Source organism: Zongyangia hominis (assembly GCF_014385095.1).
Taxonomy (GTDB): domain Bacteria; phylum Bacillota; class Clostridia; order Oscillospirales; family Ruminococcaceae; genus Zongyangia; species Zongyangia hominis.
On record NZ_JACRTC010000004.1, the window covers coordinates 203,562 to 220,479 of the forward strand.

Sequence of the window (16,918 nt, forward strand, 5' to 3'; positions counted from 1 at the left end):
TGAAGCTTGAAAAAAGACATCTTTTTGCGCATATTCATCACCTGCGCCGTGGTAATTTTGTTGGTGTGCGCGGTGATGGCGGGCATGTTTGCAGTCACCAAGGAACGGGATATCGTGGACAACATGAGAGAAAGCCTAGGCATCATGATCGGCGCGTGTGACACCACGGCCGACGGGGAGACGCTGGCCGCCCGGATGAAGGAGCTTTCGGGGAGCCGCATTACCATCGTGGGGCCCGACGGCACGGTGCTGGGGGACTCGGACGAAAACGCCCAGGCGCTAGAAAACCATGGCGGCCGGGAGGAAATCAAGGAGGCCAAAACCAAGGGCATCGGCGTTGCCAAGCGCCGGTCCGACACCTTTTTGACACGGATGGTCTATGTGGCGGTCAAATCGGGGGACAACATCTACCGGATGGCCCGCACTAACGGGGAGGTGACCCAGACCCTGCTGGGGCTTTGGCCCATGGCGCTGGTGGCCGTAGGCGTTGCCTTGGCAGTGGCCCTCCTCCTCTCCCGGTACGCGGCCAACCGGGCCATGCGGCCTCTCTTAGAGACGGTGGATGCGGTCACGGTCCAGATGAACCCGACCGGCGATCGGATCGGGACGGTGGACACCAGCTCCTTGGAGGAAATTTCACCCCTCATCCGGACCATCGATGAGATGAACGAGGACATCACCCGGGCCCGGAACAAGCTCTCCACCCAGCGGGACCAAAACCGGTTCATTCTCGACAGTATGGAGCAGGGCCTCATTTTTGTGGACCCGGGCATGAAAGTCATCTTAGTCAACGTGAGCGCCCGCAGCTTTCTAGGGGAGCAGGGCGAGGCCGAGGGCTTGGACTTTATCCACCTGACCCGGGAGATGAAGCTGTATGACAGCGTTTCCCTGGCTGTCAAGGAGGGGCGTTCCTGCATCTTTGACTTAGATTTGCGGCGCACGGCGGGCGCCATTGTGGAAGTTCGGGTTTCGCCGGTGCGGGAAAGCTGGATTGGCGGGGGCAAAGCGGAGCGTCGGGGCGCGGTGGTGGTGCTCACCGACGTGACCCAGTCCCGCCAGATGGACGAAATGCGCCGGGAGTTTGTGGCCAACGCCTCCCATGAGCTCAAGACCCCCATCACTTCCATCAAAGGCTTTGCGGAGCTTTTGGCGGCGGGGCTGGTGCGGGACGATAGGAAGGCCCATGAATACCTCCTGCGGATACGGGATGAATCACAGCGGATGACCAGCATCATCGAGGACATATTGAAGCTCTCCAGCCTGGAAGCCGAAGAATACCATCCGCCGCGAAGCCAGGTGGATCTCATCGACGTGTCCAAAGAGGCGGCGGAACATATGGCTCCGGAAGCGGAAAAGGCCCAGGTGGCCGTCACCGTGGAGGGGGAAAATATCACCCTGACCGCCTGCCGGGAGGACATCTATCAGATGATCTCCAACCTCATGGATAACGCCATCAAATATAACCGCCCCGGGGGCTATGTAAAGGTGCGAGTCCACCGCGTGGGAGACAAGGCCAAGATCGTGGTGGAGGACAATGGCATCGGCATTGCGCCCGAGCACCAGGGCCGTATCTTCGAGCGGTTTTACCGGGTGGACAAGGGCCGCAGCCGGAAGGTCGGCGGCACCGGACTGGGGCTCTCTATCGTTAAGCACGTGGCGGCCAGCCTGGGCGGGGAGATCTCCGTGCGCAGCCGGGAGGGCAAGGGCACTACCATTACCATCACCTTACCCCAGCCACCACCTACCGGTGGGGGGGAGATCGCGCTGTGATACGATGCAACCCTGAGCGCGGGCGCCGCAGCGGTGTCGCGACTAAAACCAAGGGCGCGTCATGCCGGCTGGCTCCGCCGGGGGAAACCGCGGCATAGCTCGTTAAAATCTTGAGCGTGGGCGCGGCGGCGGTGTAGAAAGCCCATTGCGCGACATGCGGACCGCAGGTCCGCTGAAGGCTATAAAAAAACCCGGAAGAAATGAAACTTCATTTCTTCCGGGTTTATTCATGGGGATCGGCGGCAGGACTATTTCTCACTGACGTAAGTATGTTCATATCCATCCTCGGTTTCATCATAAAAGATAAAGTCGTCGATGTCGCCGGATACGGCAAACCATCGGTTTTGATGCAACGTGGAGTAATTATTGTTCTGGCTGGCCGCATAAGTTGTAGTATTGTTGTGTTCCATTGTGTTCATCGCCCCCTGAGGGAAAACTCCTTTCATGTCATGATAGACGCCCTTTTTGACGGGCTAGTTATTAGTATATGCGATGGATGTAAAATTGATACGGGAATTATGTAAAAGAAATACATGTATTATGAAAATTTTTCCACCAAAGACGGCCCGGAATTTACAAATAAATTGTAAAAATTTCGCTGTAAACCGCGATTGCAGGGCCATTTTGTGCTATAATAGAACAAGATTCTGCCAAAAAGCCTGATGGGCGGAAATGATATCATACTTTGGGTAGGAGTTGAAGAAAAAAGTGAATAAAAAGTCCCCCAGTGATCCTTGGAATAAGATTTGCGCGTTCTTCCGCAATCGGAATGTGCTGATTGTCACAGCCTTTGTCCTCTTCCTTCTATTGGCCGCCGTCTTGGATCGTTTTGTCTTCCACGTGGTATTCAAAGCCCCGGAGGAGCCCAGTTCCAGTTCGTCGAGCAGTTCTTCCTCCATTTCCTCGTCTTCTTCCAGCTCGAAGCCGGAGCTGACCGAAGCGGAGATGCTGCCTGGGTCCGGCAACTTAGAAAATTCCCCCTATGTGGATGCTACCATGTTTGAGAAAATCAAGGAATACAGCGACAAGAACAGCGATGTTAAGGGCTGGCTGACGGTAGAGGGCACGAATATCGATTATCCCGTAGTCCATTATAAGAACAACAGCACCTATCTGTCCCTGGGCTACGATAAAAATTATAGCTTCAACGGCGTCATCTGGGCCGATTACGAGGATATCCTTGGCAATGCTTCCCAGATGTCCCGCAATATGGTCATCTACGGGCACAACTGGACCAATTACAGCGCTGATCCTCGCATTGGCAACGAAAACGACGTCATGTTCGCCCAGCTGACGGCGTTCCAGCACTTAGATTTTGCCAAAGAAAATCTGTTTATCCACTTTACCACCGAAGAACAGAGCATGACCTACAAGATTTTCGCGTCTTTCTATACCGAGGACACCTTTCCATACTATTACCCCAACCAGTCCGACGAGGAGTTCATGGCCGTGGTGGAAAGCGCCCGTGAGCGCAGCGAACACGACTATGACGTGCTGGTCGACAAGGACGACAAGATCATCACCCTGTCCACCTGTACCCGCCGTTTCGGCCGCACCGACCGCCAGCGCTTTGTGGTGATGGCGAGACTTCTGCGCCAGGAGGAAAAGGCCGTTCCCTATGCGGTGACCGCCAATCCCGATCCCGTCCGACCGAACCTGTAAGATAAAGAAAGAAAAGCCCGCGCTGACAAGCGCGGGCTTTTTTGCATCTTAGGAGCGCCCCAGTGCAGCTGGGGAAAAAGCCCTTGTCAGGGCGGGGAAACCGGGCTATGATAAGGGCATCAGCTGAGAGAAATAGAGAAGGGCGGTGAGGGTACTGAAAATCGAGATCAAAGAGGTGCCCCAACTGGAAGAGACGGAGATCGTCATCAAGTGCCGGGAGACAAGCGCGGAGGTTTTGCGGATGCTGGCGGCCCTGCGGATGTTCGAGCACAAGCTCACCGGATGGCGGGAGGGCCGCACCTTCCTGTTGGACACGAGGGAGGTCCTTTATATTGATACGGTGGATAAAAAGACATTCCTCTATCAGGACAAAGAGGTCTATGAGACGCCATTGCGGCTCTATGAGCTGGAAGAAAGGCTCTCGGGGTCCGACTTTATCCGCATCAGCAAGTCGGCCATCGTCAACCTGGCACGGGTGAGCTCCCTGCGTCCGGAGTTTGGAGGACGGTTGGAGCTCAGTCTGGAAAATGGGGAACGGGTGCTGGTATCCCGACAGTACGCGCCCGCGCTCCGAGAGAAAATCGGGATTGCATAGGGGGAGGTACATCCATGAAAAAGTTTATAGAAATCGTGCTGGGAATCAAAAGCTACATGGCCTTGGTTTTCGGCGGCATCCTCATTGTCTACGGCGTGGTCTCATTTTTGTTCTGCGGCGTCACCGCCATCTCCTATCTGCGTCTATTGGAAATTCTGGTCGTGGCCGCCACCGCGGCGGTGCTCCACTTCATCGCGTTTTCTGATGTGGTCATCAAGCGGATGGCCTACGGCTGCCGAATTCTCCTGAGCAGTCTGACCATGTTGGCGGTGCTGTGCCTGTACGCGGTGCTGTTTCACTGGTTCCCGCTGGAAAAGCTGGGAGACTGGATGATCTTCCTCCTGATTGCGGCCGCACTGATCGCCATCATCACCGCCGCGTTCCAGATCAGCTTCCAACTGGCGGGCAAGAAGTACACCCAGATGCTCGACGCCTATAAAAAGTCCCAGCCGCGCGCCTAGTGCCGCGCCTGCCGCCGCGCCTGCGGTCAGCATGTCGCGGACCTGCGGTCGGCATGTCGCGCCCTTGGTTCCATTGGCGACACCGCCGCGTTGTTCGCGCTTAGGCTTCCTACGGGCCGTGGCGCGGTATGGGAGCGGCGACTCGCCGCCGCGCCTGCGGCGGACATGTCGCGCCCTTGGGTTCCATTGGCGACACCGCCGCGTCACACGCGTTTTTTGTTTCTGATGCGCCACAGCGCGGCATCCCCCACCGGTAGGTGGGAAGAGGGCCGGTCTCCAGATGGAGACCGGCCCTCTTCTTTGGTTAAACTTTATAATATGGCTTAGAATCTATCGCGTTTGACATAGGAAGTGTGGAGCACTTCGTGGGCTTTGTGGCTGCCGGGCTTGCCAAAGTACTCGTCGTAGAGGACCTTGCAGACCGGGCTCTCATGAGACTTTCTCAGCGGCAGGTTCTCGTCCTCCGCATAGAGGGCGGCCGCGCGCTTGGCTTTCAGGTCCACATTGTTGCGGACCTCCGCGGGCTGGGTGGGCTGACCGCCGCCGTTGACACAGCCGCCGGGGCAGGCCATGATCTCGACGAACTGGTAGTCCGCTTTGCCGTCGCGGATGTTTTCCAGCAGTTTTCTCGCGTTCTTGATGCCGGAAGCAACAGCCACCTTGACATCCATACCGGCCACGTTGTAAGAGGCCTCTTTGATGCCGGCGGTGCCGCGCACTTCGTTAAATTCCAGTTTCTGCAGCTCTTCGCCGGTGAGGGTTTCGACAGCGGTGCGAAGCGCCGCTTCCATGACGCCGCCGGTGGCTCCGAAGATAGCGCCCGCGCCGGTGGTAATGCCGAGAGGCGCGTCAAAGTCCTCGTCGGGAAGGTTCACAAAGTCGATGCCCGCGCGCTGAATCATCCGCGCCAGCTCTCTGGTGGTGAGAGCCACGTCTACGTCGGGAACGCCCGCCGCATCCTGGTCGTCACGGCCGGTCTCGAACTTCTTGGCGGTGCAGGGCATGACGGAGACAACCACCAGATCCTTGGGATCGATGCCCATCTTTTCGGCGTACCAGGTCTTGGCGACCGCGCCGAACATCTGCTGGGGCGATTTGCAGGAGGAGAGGTTGTCGATGAACTCGGGGAAGTAGTGCTCGCAGTATTTGACCCAGCCGGGGGAGCAGGAGGTGATCATCGGGAGCTTGCCGCCGTTCTGGACCCGCTCGATGAGCTCGTTGGCCTCCTCGATGATGGTCAGGTCCGCGCCCACGTCGCAGTCAAATACACCGGCAAATCCAAGACGGCGGAGCGCCGCGGCCATCTTGCCCTTGACGTTGGTGCCGATGGGCATGCCGAAGCTCTCGCCCAGGGTGACGCGGATGGAAGGGGCGGTGTTGACGATGACGGTCTTGGTGGGATCGCTGAGGGCCTCCCAAACCTTGTCGGTCTGGTCCTTCTCGTGCAGGGCGCCGGTGGGGCAGGCCACGATGCACTGGCCGCAGGAGATGCAGGCCACGTCGGCCAAATTGTTTTCAAAGGCGCAGCCGATGTGGGTCTTAAAGCCGCGCTCGTTGGGGCCGATGACCGCGATGTCCTGCAGATTGGCGCAGGCGGCGGAGCAGCGGCGGCAGAGCACGCACTTGGAGTTGTCGCGGATCATGTGGGCGGCGGAGTCGTCAATGGGATAGACTTCGTTTTCGCCCTGGAAGTAGTTGGCGTCGCAGCCAAACTCCTGGGACAGGGTCTGCAGTTCGCATTTGCCCGAGCGCACGCAGGAGAGGCACGCCTTGTTGTGGGTGGAAAGGATGAGCTCCAAGGTCATTTTCCGGGAGGAGAGCACCTTGGGGGTGTTGGTGAAGACTTCCATGCCCTCGTTGACCGGGTAGACGCAGGAGGCAACCAGGCTTCTGGCGCCCTTGACTTCCACCATGCAGATACGGCAGGCGCCGATGGCGTTGATTTCCTTCATGTAGCAAAGGGTGGGAATATGGATACCCGCATACCGTGCAGCTTCAAGAATGGTAGAGCCCTGCGGCACGGACAGGGGCATACCGTTAATTTTGATATTTACATTCTCCATGGGTGAGGTACACTCCTTTTCTTACTTCTTGACGATGGCACCGAAGCGGCATTTTTCCATACATGCGCCGCACTTGACGCATTTCTGCTTGTCGATGGTATGTACTTTCTTGACTTCGCCGGAGATGGCTCCCGCCGGGCAGATTCTCGAGCACAAAGTACAGCCCTTGCACTTATCGGCCTGAATCTCGTAGCTTAAGAGGGCCTTGCACACGCCGGAGGGACATTTTTTGTCCACGATGTGGGCCACATACTCGTCTCTAAAGAAGTGCAGGGTGGAAAGGACGGGGTTGGGGGCCGTCTGGCCCAGGCCGCACAGAGCGTTTTCCTTGATGTAGTGGCACAGCTCTTCCAGCTTATCCAGGTCTTCCAGCGTGGCGTTGCCCTTGGTGATCTTGTCGAGCATCTCGAGAAGACGCTTGGTGCCGATGCGGCAGGGAGAGCACTTACCACAGGATTCATCGACGGTAAATTCCAGGAAAAATTTCGCGATGTCTACCATACAAGTGTCCTCGTCCATGACGATGAGTCCGCCGGAACCCATCATGGAGCCGATGGAGAGGAGGTTGTCGTAGTCGATAGGAATGTCAAAATGCTCGGCCGGGATACAGCCGCCGGAGGGGCCGCCGGTCTGGGCCGCTTTGAACTTCTTGCCGCCCGGGATGCCGCCGCCGATTTCTTCGACGATCTCCCGGAGGGTGGTGCCCATGGGAACTTCCACAAGGCCGGTGTTGTTGATCTTGCCGCCCAGGGCGAAGACCTTGGTGCCCTTGGACTTCTCGGTGCCCATGGAGTTAAACCAATCCGCCCCATTGAGGATGATCTGGGGGATGTTGGCGTAGGTTTCCACGTTGTTGAGGACGGTGGGCTTGCCGAACAGGCCCTTGACCGCCGGGAAGGGAGGACGGCATCTCGGCTCGCCGCGGTGGCCTTCGATGGAGGTCATCAGCGCGGTTTCCTCGCCGCAGACGAAAGCGCCCGCGCCCAGCCGCAGCTCCAAGTCGAAGTCGAAGCCGGAGTCGAAGATGTTTTTACCCAGAAGGCCGTATTCCTTGGCCTGGTCGATGGCGATTTGGAGGCGTTTGACCGCGATGGGGTACTCCGCGCGCACGTAGACATAGCCCTGGTTGGCGCCAATGGCGTAACCGGCAATGGCCATGGCCTCGATGAGCGCATGGGGGTCGCCTTCCAAAACGGAGCGGTCCATAAACGCGCCAGGGTCGCCCTCGTCGGCGTTACAGGCCACGTATTTTTGCTCATTGACGCTGGCTCTGGCAAAGGACCATTTCCGGCCGGTGGGGAAGCCCGCGCCGCCGCGGCCGCGAAGCCCGGAATCGAGAACCACCTGGATGACCTCTTCCGGGGTCATTTCGGTCAGGACTTTACCCAGCGCCTGGTAGCCGTCCACACCGATGTACTCGTCGATGTTTTCGGGGTTGATGACACCGCAGTTGCGCAGGGCGACGCGGTGCTGCTTTTTATAGAAATTGGTGTTGTTGAGCGATTCGATGGTGTCGTCTTCCTGCACGGTTTCCTGATAGAGCAGGCGTTTGACGATGCGTCCTTTCAGCAGATGCTCGGTGACGATTTCGGGGATGTCCTCGGGTTTGACCATGCTGTAAAAGGAGCCCTCAGGATAGACGATCATGATGGGACCCAGCGCGCAAAGGCCGAAGCATCCAGTTTTGATGACCTTGACTTCATCTTTCAGACCATTGCGCTCAATCTCTTTTTCGAGAGTCGCAATAATCTGCTCGGAGCCTGAGGAGGTACAACCGGTACCGCCGCAGACCAGTACATGAGAACGAAACATGTGATTTCCTCCTTCTTCTTATGCCTTGGCGCTGGCGCCGATGGTGTACTCAGTGACCACATTGCCGTTGACCAGGTGGTCGCTGACAATGCGGGCGACCTTATCCGGGGTCATTTTGACATAGGTGACCTTGTCCTTGCCCGGGGCCATGACTTCCACGACGGGCTCATACTGGCAGATGCCGATGCAGCCGGTCTGGGTGACCATGACGTTGTGCAGGTTTCTCTTGGCGACCTCTTCGGTGAAGGCGGCCAGGACCGGACGGGCGCCGGCGGCGATGCCGCAGGTAGCCATACCGACCACGACGCGGATAGTGTCTTCGCCATCCTCCTTGCGCAGTCCGACGGAGCCTTTCATTTTATCTCTGATTGCCTGAAGCTCAGCTAAACTTTTCATCTACGATTCATTCCTTTCGCCTTGGATGATTTGGGTTTGTTCGGTGAGGTAATCGCTGATATAGGCGATGACCTCGGGCGTATTGAGGGGAACCCCCTCCAAAATTTCCCGGAAGACCCGGGTATCCATCTCAAGCGCTTGGCTGTCGATCTTCCGGGTAAAGAGAAAATCAATATCCGGATTGCACTGGACTAAGGAGACAATTGTCGCATTGATGTCTCCCAGGGGCAGACAGTCAATGTGATTTGTCACAAAGGACGCGGTCACCGTGGTGCCCTCGCCCACTTTCGACTGAATGGAGAAATCGCCGCCGGTCATTTTGGCCTGCATGGAATAAAACGGGATGCCCAGACCCACCTTGCGGGTGGTGCGGGTGGTATAAAACGGGTCCATGACCCTTTTGACCGTCTCTTCATCCATGCCGCAGCCGTTGTCCGCGATGACGATGACCATGCGGTGCGCCCTGCGGTCCTCCTCCACGCTGACGCGGATGAGGGTCGCCCCCGCGACGACCGAGTTTTGGGCAATGTCCAGCACGTTTAAAGATAGCTCTTGCATGGCTTAGTCCTGATATTTTGCCAGGATGCCGTCGATTTCATCGGTGGTGAGACGTCCGTAGACATCGTCGTTGATGGTCATAACAGGGGCCAGACCACACGCGCCGATGCAGCGGCAGGCTTCCAGGGAGAACTTGCCGTCGGGGGTGCACTCGCCGCCCTTGATGCCCAGGCTCCTGCTGAGCTTGTCATAGACGTCGCCCGAGCCCTTGACGTAGCAAGCGGTTCCAAGACATACGGAAATTTTGTACTGGCCCTTGGGATAAAGGGAGAACTGGGAATAGAAGGTGACGACGCCGTACACCTCTTCCAGGGGAATGTCCAGCCCCAGCGCGATCATTTCCTGCACTTCCAGGGGAAGGTAGCCATAGATGTCCTGTGCCTTTTGCAGCACGGGCATCAAAGCACCTTTTTGCTCTTTGTGCTCTGCAATGACCTGTTTAAGCTGTGCTTCCTGCTCTTTTGTTCCTTTAAATGGAACAGTCGAATTGCTTTTAGCCATTTTAAGTTTAACCTCCTTAGCGGATGTAGCCGGGGGTTGTTAAATTCATAACGATCCATGGGCCCAACACCCCCATGGCAGTCCCGGCGCATTATGAAAATTATATCATAGGGGTTCATAAAAATCCATATCGCCGCGCCACAAACAAAAGCAGAAATTCTGTGGAAAATAGACAAAGGTTCAGGTAAAATCCCCCACAAAACAACGGAATCCCGGACAGATTTCATATTTTTTCCATTCTTTGCGCCCGGCCTTTTACGAAAAGCGACAGACGAAGATTGTGAATTTTTAAACAATTGTCCTGTTCATCACGGACCTGCGGCGGGCATGACGCGACTTTAGTTTTGTTGGTAACACTGCCGCGTGGCCCGCACTGCCGTTGCCGACGAGCCACAGCACGATATGTCAGCGGACACCGTCCGCCCGGCAGGTGGGGCGCCTGCGGCGGGCAGGACGCGACTTAAGTTTTGTTCGCAGCACTGCCGCGTCACCCGCACTGCCGTTGCCGACGAGAACAGCGCGATATGTTAGCGGACACCGTCCGCCCTCTGAGGCTTATATTCTTCCGGCATCCCGGAGCAGCTTGAGCTTTAAAATGATGACCTGGGTCTTGGCGTCCTCGATCTCGTTTGCGAGCACCATGTCCACCAGCTTTTCGAAGTTCATGGGTTCCACGTCCAGGAATTCGTCGTCGTCCAAGTGCTGATGGGTCTTGTGCAGGCCCTTGGCCAGGTAGAGGTGGATGACCTCCTCGTCGTAGGCGCAGGTGGGGAGCATCTTGCCCAGGGAGATGAACTCATCCGCCTGGTAGCCGGTTTCCTCCTCCAGCTCCCGTTTTCCGCAATCAAGGGGGTCCTCGCCGTAGTTGAGCTTGCCGGCGGGGATTTCCAGCAGCACTTTTTTGGGCGCGTAGCGGAACTGGCGCACCATGAGCAGATCGTCGCCCAAAAAGGCCGCCACCGACACGCCGCCGGGATGCTCGATCACTTCCCGGGTGACTTCGGCGCCGTTTTGGAGCCGGGCCGTATCCCGGCGCAGGTTGATGACCCTGCCTTCATAGATGCGTTCGCTGCCAATGGTTTCTTCATATAAAGTTTTCATATTGATATCCTCTTTGCGCCTACCGCGCCTACCGGCGGGGTCCCTGCCGGGACGGGCATGCCGCGCCCTTCGGCCTTATCGGCAACAGTGCCGCGTCACCCGCGTTTATGTTTTGATTTGTGCCCGCAGCGCGGTGTAGGAGCGGGCATTGCCCGCTGTGCCTACCGGCGGGGCCCCTGCCGGGACGGGCATGCCGCGCCCTTCGGCCTTATCGGCAACAGTGCCGCGTCACCCGCGTTTATGTTTTGATTTGTGCCCGCAGCGCGGTGTAGGAGCGGGCATTGCCCGCTGTGCCTACCGGCGGGGCCCCTGCCGGGACGGGCATGCCGCGCCCTTCGGCCTTATCGGCAACAGTGCCGCGTCGCCCGCGTTTATGTTTTGATTTGTGCCCGCAGCGCGGTGTAGGAGCGGGCATTGCCCGCTGCCCTTCAGCAGGTGGCGATGCTTGTATTATAGCATATTCCGGGGATAGTTGAATATAGACAAGCTTTTTTTCATAGAATGGGTACTAACGAAACGAGGAAAAGGTGTCTGCCATGGAACAATCGAGGGAACAACCGTTTGGATACGCGCAGCTGGAGGAGCAAATTTTAGCCATCAAGAAAAAGGGCGGCCCGGTGAAGGCTTTTACCATAGGAAAGACGGTGCTGGGGCGCAATATTTACGCGCTGGGTATGGGGAAGCTGCGTCAGGCGGCGCTAATGGTGGGCGCCACCCACGGCTTGGAGTGGGTCACGTCCCGTCTGCTCATGATGTTTGCCGGTGAGCTGATGGAGGCGCTGGAAGAAGGGAAAAGTCTGTGCGCCGTGGACCCGCGCAAGGTGGAGGAGACTAGAGGCCTCATCATCGTGCCCATGCTCAACCCCGACGGGGTAGAGATCGCCCAACATGGGGCCAAGGGATGCATGCATTTGGCCAAACGCATTTATGAGATCTGCGACGGGCACTTTGAAAAGTGGCAGGCCAATGCCCGGGGCGTGGACCTCAACCACAATTTTGATGCGGGCTGGGATATCCTCAAACAGATGGAGATTTCCTACGACATCCTCAAACCCGCTCCCACCCGGTTCGGCGGGCACCGGCCCATGAGCGAGCCGGAAACCAAGGCCATCGCCCAGCTCATTTCCTCCTTTGACGTCAAGACGCTTTATAGCTTTCACAGCCAGGGGGAGGAAATTTACTACCACTACGGCCCCAATACCCCCCACCAGTCCAAGCTGATGGCCCAGATTCTGGCCTCGTCCAGCGGATATACCCTGTCCGAGCCGGAGGGGATTGCCTCCCACGGCGGGCTCAAGGACTATTTTATCCAGAAGTACAGCCGTCCAGGCTTTACTATCGAAGTGGGGAAGGGACGCAATCCCCTCCCCGATTCCGACGCCCCCGCCATCTACGAGAAAATCCGGGAGATGCTCACTCTGGCCATGATTCTCTAGTCCCTACCGGGACGGGATGACGCACCCTGGGTCTTCTAGTTCAAACCACTGTTGCGTGACCCGCGTTGCGGTTGCGAATGCGTTCAAGCGCGGCGTGTCAGCGGCAACTTGCCGCTCGGGTGAAGACTGCGGGTATGACGGCCCGGGCCGCCGTTCCCTCGGGCATCATAGCCACACGGGTCGGGAATGAAGAATATCATATCTTCGTACGCCGGGAAGAGGAGCAACGGGCCCAAAAGGCCCTCACAACATAAAGGAAGAAGCCGCCGGGCCATATGGCCCGGCGGCTTCTTCCTTCCTATTATAATTGGAAGCCGTTTTTGAGCGCCGTAAAAAATTCTTGCGTGGTAAGATTCCCCAACTCCACCGAGTTTTCCCGCTCGGAGATGTCCTGTAAATAATGGGCGTCGGAGCTGGTGACGCTGTTGATGGTGCCCAGATAGTCGTGCTCCTCCCGTAGTTTGGGTAGCTTCCCTTTATCCTTGACTTCAAAGAGGGGAAACCGCCACTCCGGTGGAATAAAGCCCAAATTCGAGAGTAGGGAATAGGCGCTTTTGTCGATGTGGGCCGGATAGGCCACGCCGCCGAAGGACTCCACCAGAGGCCCCACCTCCATGACCGAAATGAGGGAGGCGTTGATGAGTAGCTGATCCACAGCACCCACGATTTCGTCGTTCTCATCGAGAATGCGCTGCTCCCCGAAGATATCGGGCCGGTTCTTCACATCGGGGGAGTGTGCGGCCACATAGGCGTCGAAGGCCATGGCTTTTTCTAAAGTATCGAACAGGCAAACCACATGGATTTCCTCGCTGGTACAAAGCTCCATCCCCGGCAGGACAATCAGCGGATAGGGGGTGGCGGCCTTCATCAGAGCCCCGCAGTTTTTGGAAGAATTGTGGTCGGTCAGGGCGATGACGTCCAGCTCCTTGAGGGCCGCCATTCCGGCGATGTTACCCGGGGTCATATCGTTGTCCCCGCAGGGGGAAAGGGCCGAATGGATATGGAGATCATAGAATACCCGGTTGATGGCGGTTCCCTCCTTTGCAAAATCGGACTTTTAGGCGGAGGGCCCGGGATAGGATTCCCGGGCCCTCTTCGTGCTATTTGATCGATTTCCCCAAATCCCGGGCCGCTTGGGGGAAGTGGGTGGCTTCGATGTCGGAGCGCACGCCCACGCCCAAGGCCAGCACCTGTCCGGCGTCCTCCCAGCCCAGATAACGGCAGTTGGCGGCGTAGTGGGAAACGAGTGCCCCAAAGGCGGCGGGGTCGGTGTCCGCACCGGTGGCCAAGAGCACCGCCTTCTTGGGCGAGTCCATGAGCTGACCGTTAAAGGCATAGAACCGGTCCAAGACTCGTTTGAGTTGGGCCGTCATGCCAAAGTAGTAGAGCGGCGTCACAAAGGCAATGAGTTCCGCGTCCACAATCACCCGCCGCAAAGCGTCCATATCGTCCCGGTAGACGCATTTGCCGTTATGCTCCATGCAGTGGTCACAGCCAAGGCAGGGATTGATCATATGAAACGCAGCGTCAAAGCGAGAGACCTCGTGGCCCGCTTCCCTGGCCCCTGCGATGAACGCATCGGCTAGCAGTGCCGATGTTCCCTCTTTGTGAGGACTTCCAGTGAGAACCAATATTTTCATGACAATACCTCCTTATCGTGCTGTTTCCTGATCGCGGCGGCAGCTGGGTCGGCGGTGACTTGAATAAAAACCCAGAGCGCGTCGTCCTCCAGTGGCAGCTGGGTCGGCGGTGACTTGAATAAAAACCTAGAGCGCGTCGTCCTCCAGTGTCAGCTGGCGCGGCTGTGACTTGAATAAAAACCTAGAGCGCCTCATCCTCCCGCGCCAGTAGGTGCTGGTGGATTTTGAGGGCCGCGTCGAAGACGGGCAGATCAGCGCCCAGCAGGGTAATCCCCTGTTGAGCGGCCCGGGTTTTGCACTCGGCGTCGGGCTGTACGCCCTCGGCGTAGAGGATACAGCTGACGTCGGCCAAGGCGCCCACCGCCACAGAGTTTACATTGCCCATGACGGTGACCCAGGCGCTGTCGGCAGGGGCCCGGCCCATGGCGATGGAAAGCATGTCGCAGCAGTAGACGCTTTGGATCTCTCTTGTCAGGTCCCCCTCGCAGATGGGGGAGAAACCGGTACGTTCTATGAGTTCTTTGACAGTCATTTTTTCTCCTCCTCGTGAGCGACGGAAAACGGGGGCTTGATGTAGCTTTGTTCCTGGGTCATCTTTTGTAGGATGCCCTGCATCTGTTCCTTCATATTAAAGATACACGCGTCTTCGGTGGCAAAACCCCGGACCACATCCTCGGCCAGCGCCATACAGGAGGGCGCGCCGCAGGAGCCGCAGTCCAAGCCGTGGAGCCGGGCGACGATCTCTTCCATTTCGTTGAGCTTCTCCATGGCTCCCGCCATGTCGTCGGCGAGCTGAAGGGCGTTGCTCTGTTTGAGCTCCTCGTCCCATTCCAGGGTGCTCATCCGCTCGTCCCGGAGATGGTTGCAGGAGACGGGCAGATACTTCCGCAGGCGTTTGAGCTTCGCCTTGGCGATGTAGGGATTTTCCACCGTCAGGACGCCGCCCACACAGCCCGCGCTGCAGGCGTTGAGCTCCACAAACTCCAGGTCGGAGAACTTCTCGTCCTCCAAATCCTCCAGCACCTTGATGACGTTTTCGATGCCGTCGGCCGCCAGGTACTTTTCGTTGATGAGGGCCGCGGCTTCTCCACCGGAAGAGCCCCAGCCGACACCCATGCGCCCGGCGCCCACCACGTATTCCGATTCTTCCTCGCCCTGGACCTCCTTCATCAGGTGGATGAGGGGCGGGTAGACCTCGCTGATGGCCACGGCGCCATCCACGTAGCTTTTTTCCGTGCCCAGCGGGTAGCGGATGGCCGACACCTTGGCCGGACAGGGGGAGATGAAGATGGCGCCGATCTCGGACATGGGGAGCCCGGTGAGACGGGCGGCCTTCTTTTTGGCGATGCGGGCGGCCAGCTCAATTGGGGCGTGGATGGGCAGGATGTTGGGGATCAGCTCGTGGAACCGGACCCGGATGAGGCGGACCACCGCCGGACAGGCGGAGCTGATGACCGGGAGCTTAAGCGCCCCCTGCTTCATCAGCTTGCGGGTGGCGTCGGAGACGATTTCGGCGGCGGCCGCCACCTCGTAGACCGAATCGAACCCCATTTTAATGAGCGCGTCCAGCACGATCTCCTTGTCGTCGAGGTTATTAAACTGTCCGTACAGGGAGGGGGCGGGCAGGGCGATGGTATAAGTAAAATTGTCCAGGATGGAGAGGCTGTCATAGACCGCTTTCTTGGCGTGGTTGGGGCAGACGCGGATGCACTCCCCGCAGTCGATGCAGCGTTCTGTGATGATGTGCGCTTTTCCATTTCGCACGCGGATGGCTTCGGTGGGGCACCGCTTGATGCAGTTGATGCAGCCCTTGCAGGCGTCGGTGTCCAAAGTCACCGAATGAAATCTATTTCCCATTCCTTCGTGTCACTCCTCACCGCCGTCCTATTTTTCATAGAAGACGGCCGTTGTGCTCGCGGCAAAAGGGGCTATTGTTTGATATAGACCCGCATTGTCACGGTGGTGCCCACGCCAACTTCGCTTTCCACCTTCATCTCGTCGGTGTACTTTTTCATGTTGGGCAGGCCCATGCCCGCGCCAAAGCCCAGGGCTCTGACATTGTCCGGCGCGGTGGAATATCCTTCCTGCATGGCCAGGTCGATGTTCTCGATGCCGGGGCCCTGGTCCCGTAGGACCATGTCCACGGCCTCGGGGGTGATCTCCACGGTGATCTCGCCGCCGTTTGCGTGAATGACCATGTTGATTTCGCCCTCGTACATGGCGATGGCTACCTTGCGCACGGCGTCGGGGCACACGCCCAGCTTTTTGAGGGCTTTTTTGACGGAACCGGAGGCTTCTCCCGCCCGGGTGAAATCGTCGCCGGGCACCGTGTATTTGAGTTTGACTGGAGCACTCATACGATGTCACAGCCTCCCTTCAGGCCATTTTCATAGAGCAGGCCGCAAGCGGTAAACATGCGGTAAGGAGTGGCCATCAGTACGATGTCCCGCTCTTTGGCCAACGAAATGATGGCGTCGTCGGGCTGTTTGCCCCGGACGAAAATGATGCAGACCATATCCATCATGTCGGCGGTGCGCACCACCTGGGGGTTGACAAGGCCGGTCAGCAGCACCGACTGGTCCTTGACAAAGGCCAGGACATCGCTCATCATATCGCTGCCGCACGCCGTGTGCACTTCACGGTCCATGCTGTCTTCCCCGCAGATGACCTGTGCCTTTAAAATCTTTTGAACATCAGATACTGTCATATGGATCCTCCTAGCTTGATGCAAAATGGTGGATGCTTTTGAAACCTTATTCCAGGCATCGGGACACGCCTGTTTCTCTTACCTTCGATTATACCATTGACTTCCCACCGGGGCAACTCATATTTCCAGCTACCGCTGGGGGATGACGCGGACCTGCGGTCGGCATGACGCGACTTGAGTTTATTCGAGACACCGTCGCGTCACCCGCGCCGCCGT

18 protein-coding genes are annotated in these 16,918 nt (G+C 57.8%); 5 read left to right on the top strand and 13 right to left on the bottom strand.

Features of this window, described 5'->3' with window-relative positions; genetic code table 11:
- Positions 1-6: 6 nt before the first annotated feature.
- Positions 7-1,770 carry a sensor histidine kinase gene (locus tag H8709_RS07515; protein WP_262397765.1) on the top strand — a complete coding sequence of 588 codons (1,764 nt, stop codon included), beginning with the start codon at positions 7-9 and terminating at the stop codon, positions 1,768-1,770.
- A 248-nt stretch (positions 1,771-2,018) separates the two neighbouring features.
- On the opposite strand, the gene H8709_RS07520 is transcribed toward H8709_RS07515, so the two are convergent.
- Positions 2,019-2,180, bottom strand: coding sequence for a hypothetical protein (locus H8709_RS07520; protein WP_262397766.1), 162 nt, complete (start codon positions 2,178-2,180; stop codon positions 2,019-2,021).
- Between the two features lie 361 nt (positions 2,181-2,541).
- Here H8709_RS07520 and H8709_RS07525 point away from each other — a divergent pair, with 361 nt between their 5' ends.
- The 3 genes from H8709_RS07525 (at position 2,542) to H8709_RS07535 (ending at position 4,488) form a co-directional block, all read left to right on the top strand.
- The gene (locus tag H8709_RS07525) at positions 2,542-3,432 is read left to right on the top strand and encodes a class B sortase (RefSeq protein WP_262397767.1); all 891 of its coding nucleotides are present in this window, start codon (positions 2,542-2,544) and stop codon (positions 3,430-3,432) included.
- 145 nt (positions 3,433-3,577) lie between these two features.
- A complete protein-coding gene (locus H8709_RS07530; RefSeq protein WP_262397768.1) occupies positions 3,578-4,027 on the top strand; it encodes a LytTR family DNA-binding domain-containing protein in 450 nt (149 codons plus the stop codon).
- Positions 4,028-4,041: 14 nt separating this feature from the next.
- The gene (locus H8709_RS07535; RefSeq protein WP_262397769.1) at positions 4,042-4,488 is read left to right on the top strand and encodes a hypothetical protein; all 447 of its coding nucleotides are present in this window, start codon (positions 4,042-4,044) and stop codon (positions 4,486-4,488) included.
- Between the two features lie 323 nt (positions 4,489-4,811).
- Here H8709_RS07535 and H8709_RS07540 read toward each other — a convergent pair whose 3' ends face one another.
- The 6 genes from H8709_RS07540 to H8709_RS07565 all read right to left on the bottom strand — a co-directional run bounded on the left by H8709_RS07540 (position 4,812) and on the right by H8709_RS07565 (position 10,919).
- Positions 4,812-6,551, bottom strand: a complete 1,740-nt coding sequence (locus tag H8709_RS07540) for an NADH-dependent [FeFe] hydrogenase, group A6 (protein WP_262397770.1) — start codon at positions 6,549-6,551, stop codon at positions 4,812-4,814.
- A 21-nt stretch (positions 6,552-6,572) separates the two neighbouring features.
- Positions 6,573-8,363 (bottom strand): NADH-quinone oxidoreductase subunit NuoF, encoded by a 1,791-nt coding sequence (nuoF, locus tag H8709_RS07545; RefSeq protein ID WP_262397771.1) that lies wholly within the window; start codon positions 8,361-8,363, stop codon positions 6,573-6,575.
- 18 nt (positions 8,364-8,381) lie between these two features.
- Positions 8,382-8,759, bottom strand: a complete 378-nt coding sequence (locus H8709_RS07550; RefSeq protein ID WP_262397772.1) for a (2Fe-2S) ferredoxin domain-containing protein — start codon at positions 8,757-8,759, stop codon at positions 8,382-8,384.
- Entirely contained in the window at positions 8,760-9,317 is a 558-nt protein-coding gene (locus tag H8709_RS07555; protein WP_262397773.1) for an ATP-binding protein, read from the bottom strand.
- 3 nt (positions 9,318-9,320) lie between these two features.
- Complete coding sequence (locus H8709_RS07560) at positions 9,321-9,818, bottom strand: NADH-quinone oxidoreductase subunit NuoE family protein (protein ID WP_262397774.1); 498 nt, start codon at positions 9,816-9,818, stop codon at positions 9,321-9,323.
- A 555-nt stretch (positions 9,819-10,373) separates the two neighbouring features.
- The gene (locus tag H8709_RS07565) at positions 10,374-10,919 is read right to left on the bottom strand and encodes an NUDIX domain-containing protein (RefSeq protein ID WP_262397775.1); all 546 of its coding nucleotides are present in this window, start codon (positions 10,917-10,919) and stop codon (positions 10,374-10,376) included.
- A gap of 536 nt (positions 10,920-11,455) precedes the next feature.
- Here H8709_RS07565 and H8709_RS07570 point away from each other — a divergent pair.
- Entirely contained in the window at positions 11,456-12,355 is a 900-nt protein-coding gene (locus tag H8709_RS07570; protein WP_262397776.1) for a M14 family metallopeptidase, read from the top strand.
- A gap of 301 nt (positions 12,356-12,656) precedes the next feature.
- Here H8709_RS07570 and H8709_RS07575 read toward each other — a convergent pair whose 3' ends face one another.
- The 6 genes from H8709_RS07575 to H8709_RS07600 form a co-directional block, all read right to left on the bottom strand.
- A complete protein-coding gene (locus H8709_RS07575; protein WP_262397777.1) occupies positions 12,657-13,319 on the bottom strand; it encodes a PHP domain-containing protein in 663 nt (220 codons plus the stop codon).
- A 136-nt stretch (positions 13,320-13,455) separates the two neighbouring features.
- The gene (locus H8709_RS07580; RefSeq protein WP_262397778.1) at positions 13,456-13,995 is read right to left on the bottom strand and encodes a flavodoxin family protein; all 540 of its coding nucleotides are present in this window, start codon (positions 13,993-13,995) and stop codon (positions 13,456-13,458) included.
- 181 nt (positions 13,996-14,176) lie between these two features.
- The gene (locus tag H8709_RS07585) at positions 14,177-14,527 is read right to left on the bottom strand and encodes a hypothetical protein (RefSeq protein WP_262397779.1); all 351 of its coding nucleotides are present in this window, start codon (positions 14,525-14,527) and stop codon (positions 14,177-14,179) included.
- The gene (locus H8709_RS07590) at positions 14,524-15,852 is read right to left on the bottom strand and encodes a [Fe-Fe] hydrogenase large subunit C-terminal domain-containing protein (RefSeq protein ID WP_262397780.1); all 1,329 of its coding nucleotides are present in this window, start codon (positions 15,850-15,852) and stop codon (positions 14,524-14,526) included. The genes H8709_RS07585 and H8709_RS07590 overlap by 4 nt, the downstream gene beginning before the upstream one ends.
- 71 nt (positions 15,853-15,923) lie before the next feature.
- Positions 15,924-16,352: an ATP-binding protein gene (locus H8709_RS07595; protein WP_262397781.1), complete on the bottom strand. Its 429-nt coding sequence runs from the start codon at positions 16,350-16,352 to the stop codon at positions 15,924-15,926.
- A complete protein-coding gene (locus H8709_RS07600) occupies positions 16,349-16,702 on the bottom strand; it encodes a DRTGG domain-containing protein (RefSeq protein ID WP_262397782.1) in 354 nt (117 codons plus the stop codon). The genes H8709_RS07595 and H8709_RS07600 overlap by 4 nt, the downstream gene beginning before the upstream one ends.
- Positions 16,703-16,918: the final 216 nt, after the last annotated feature.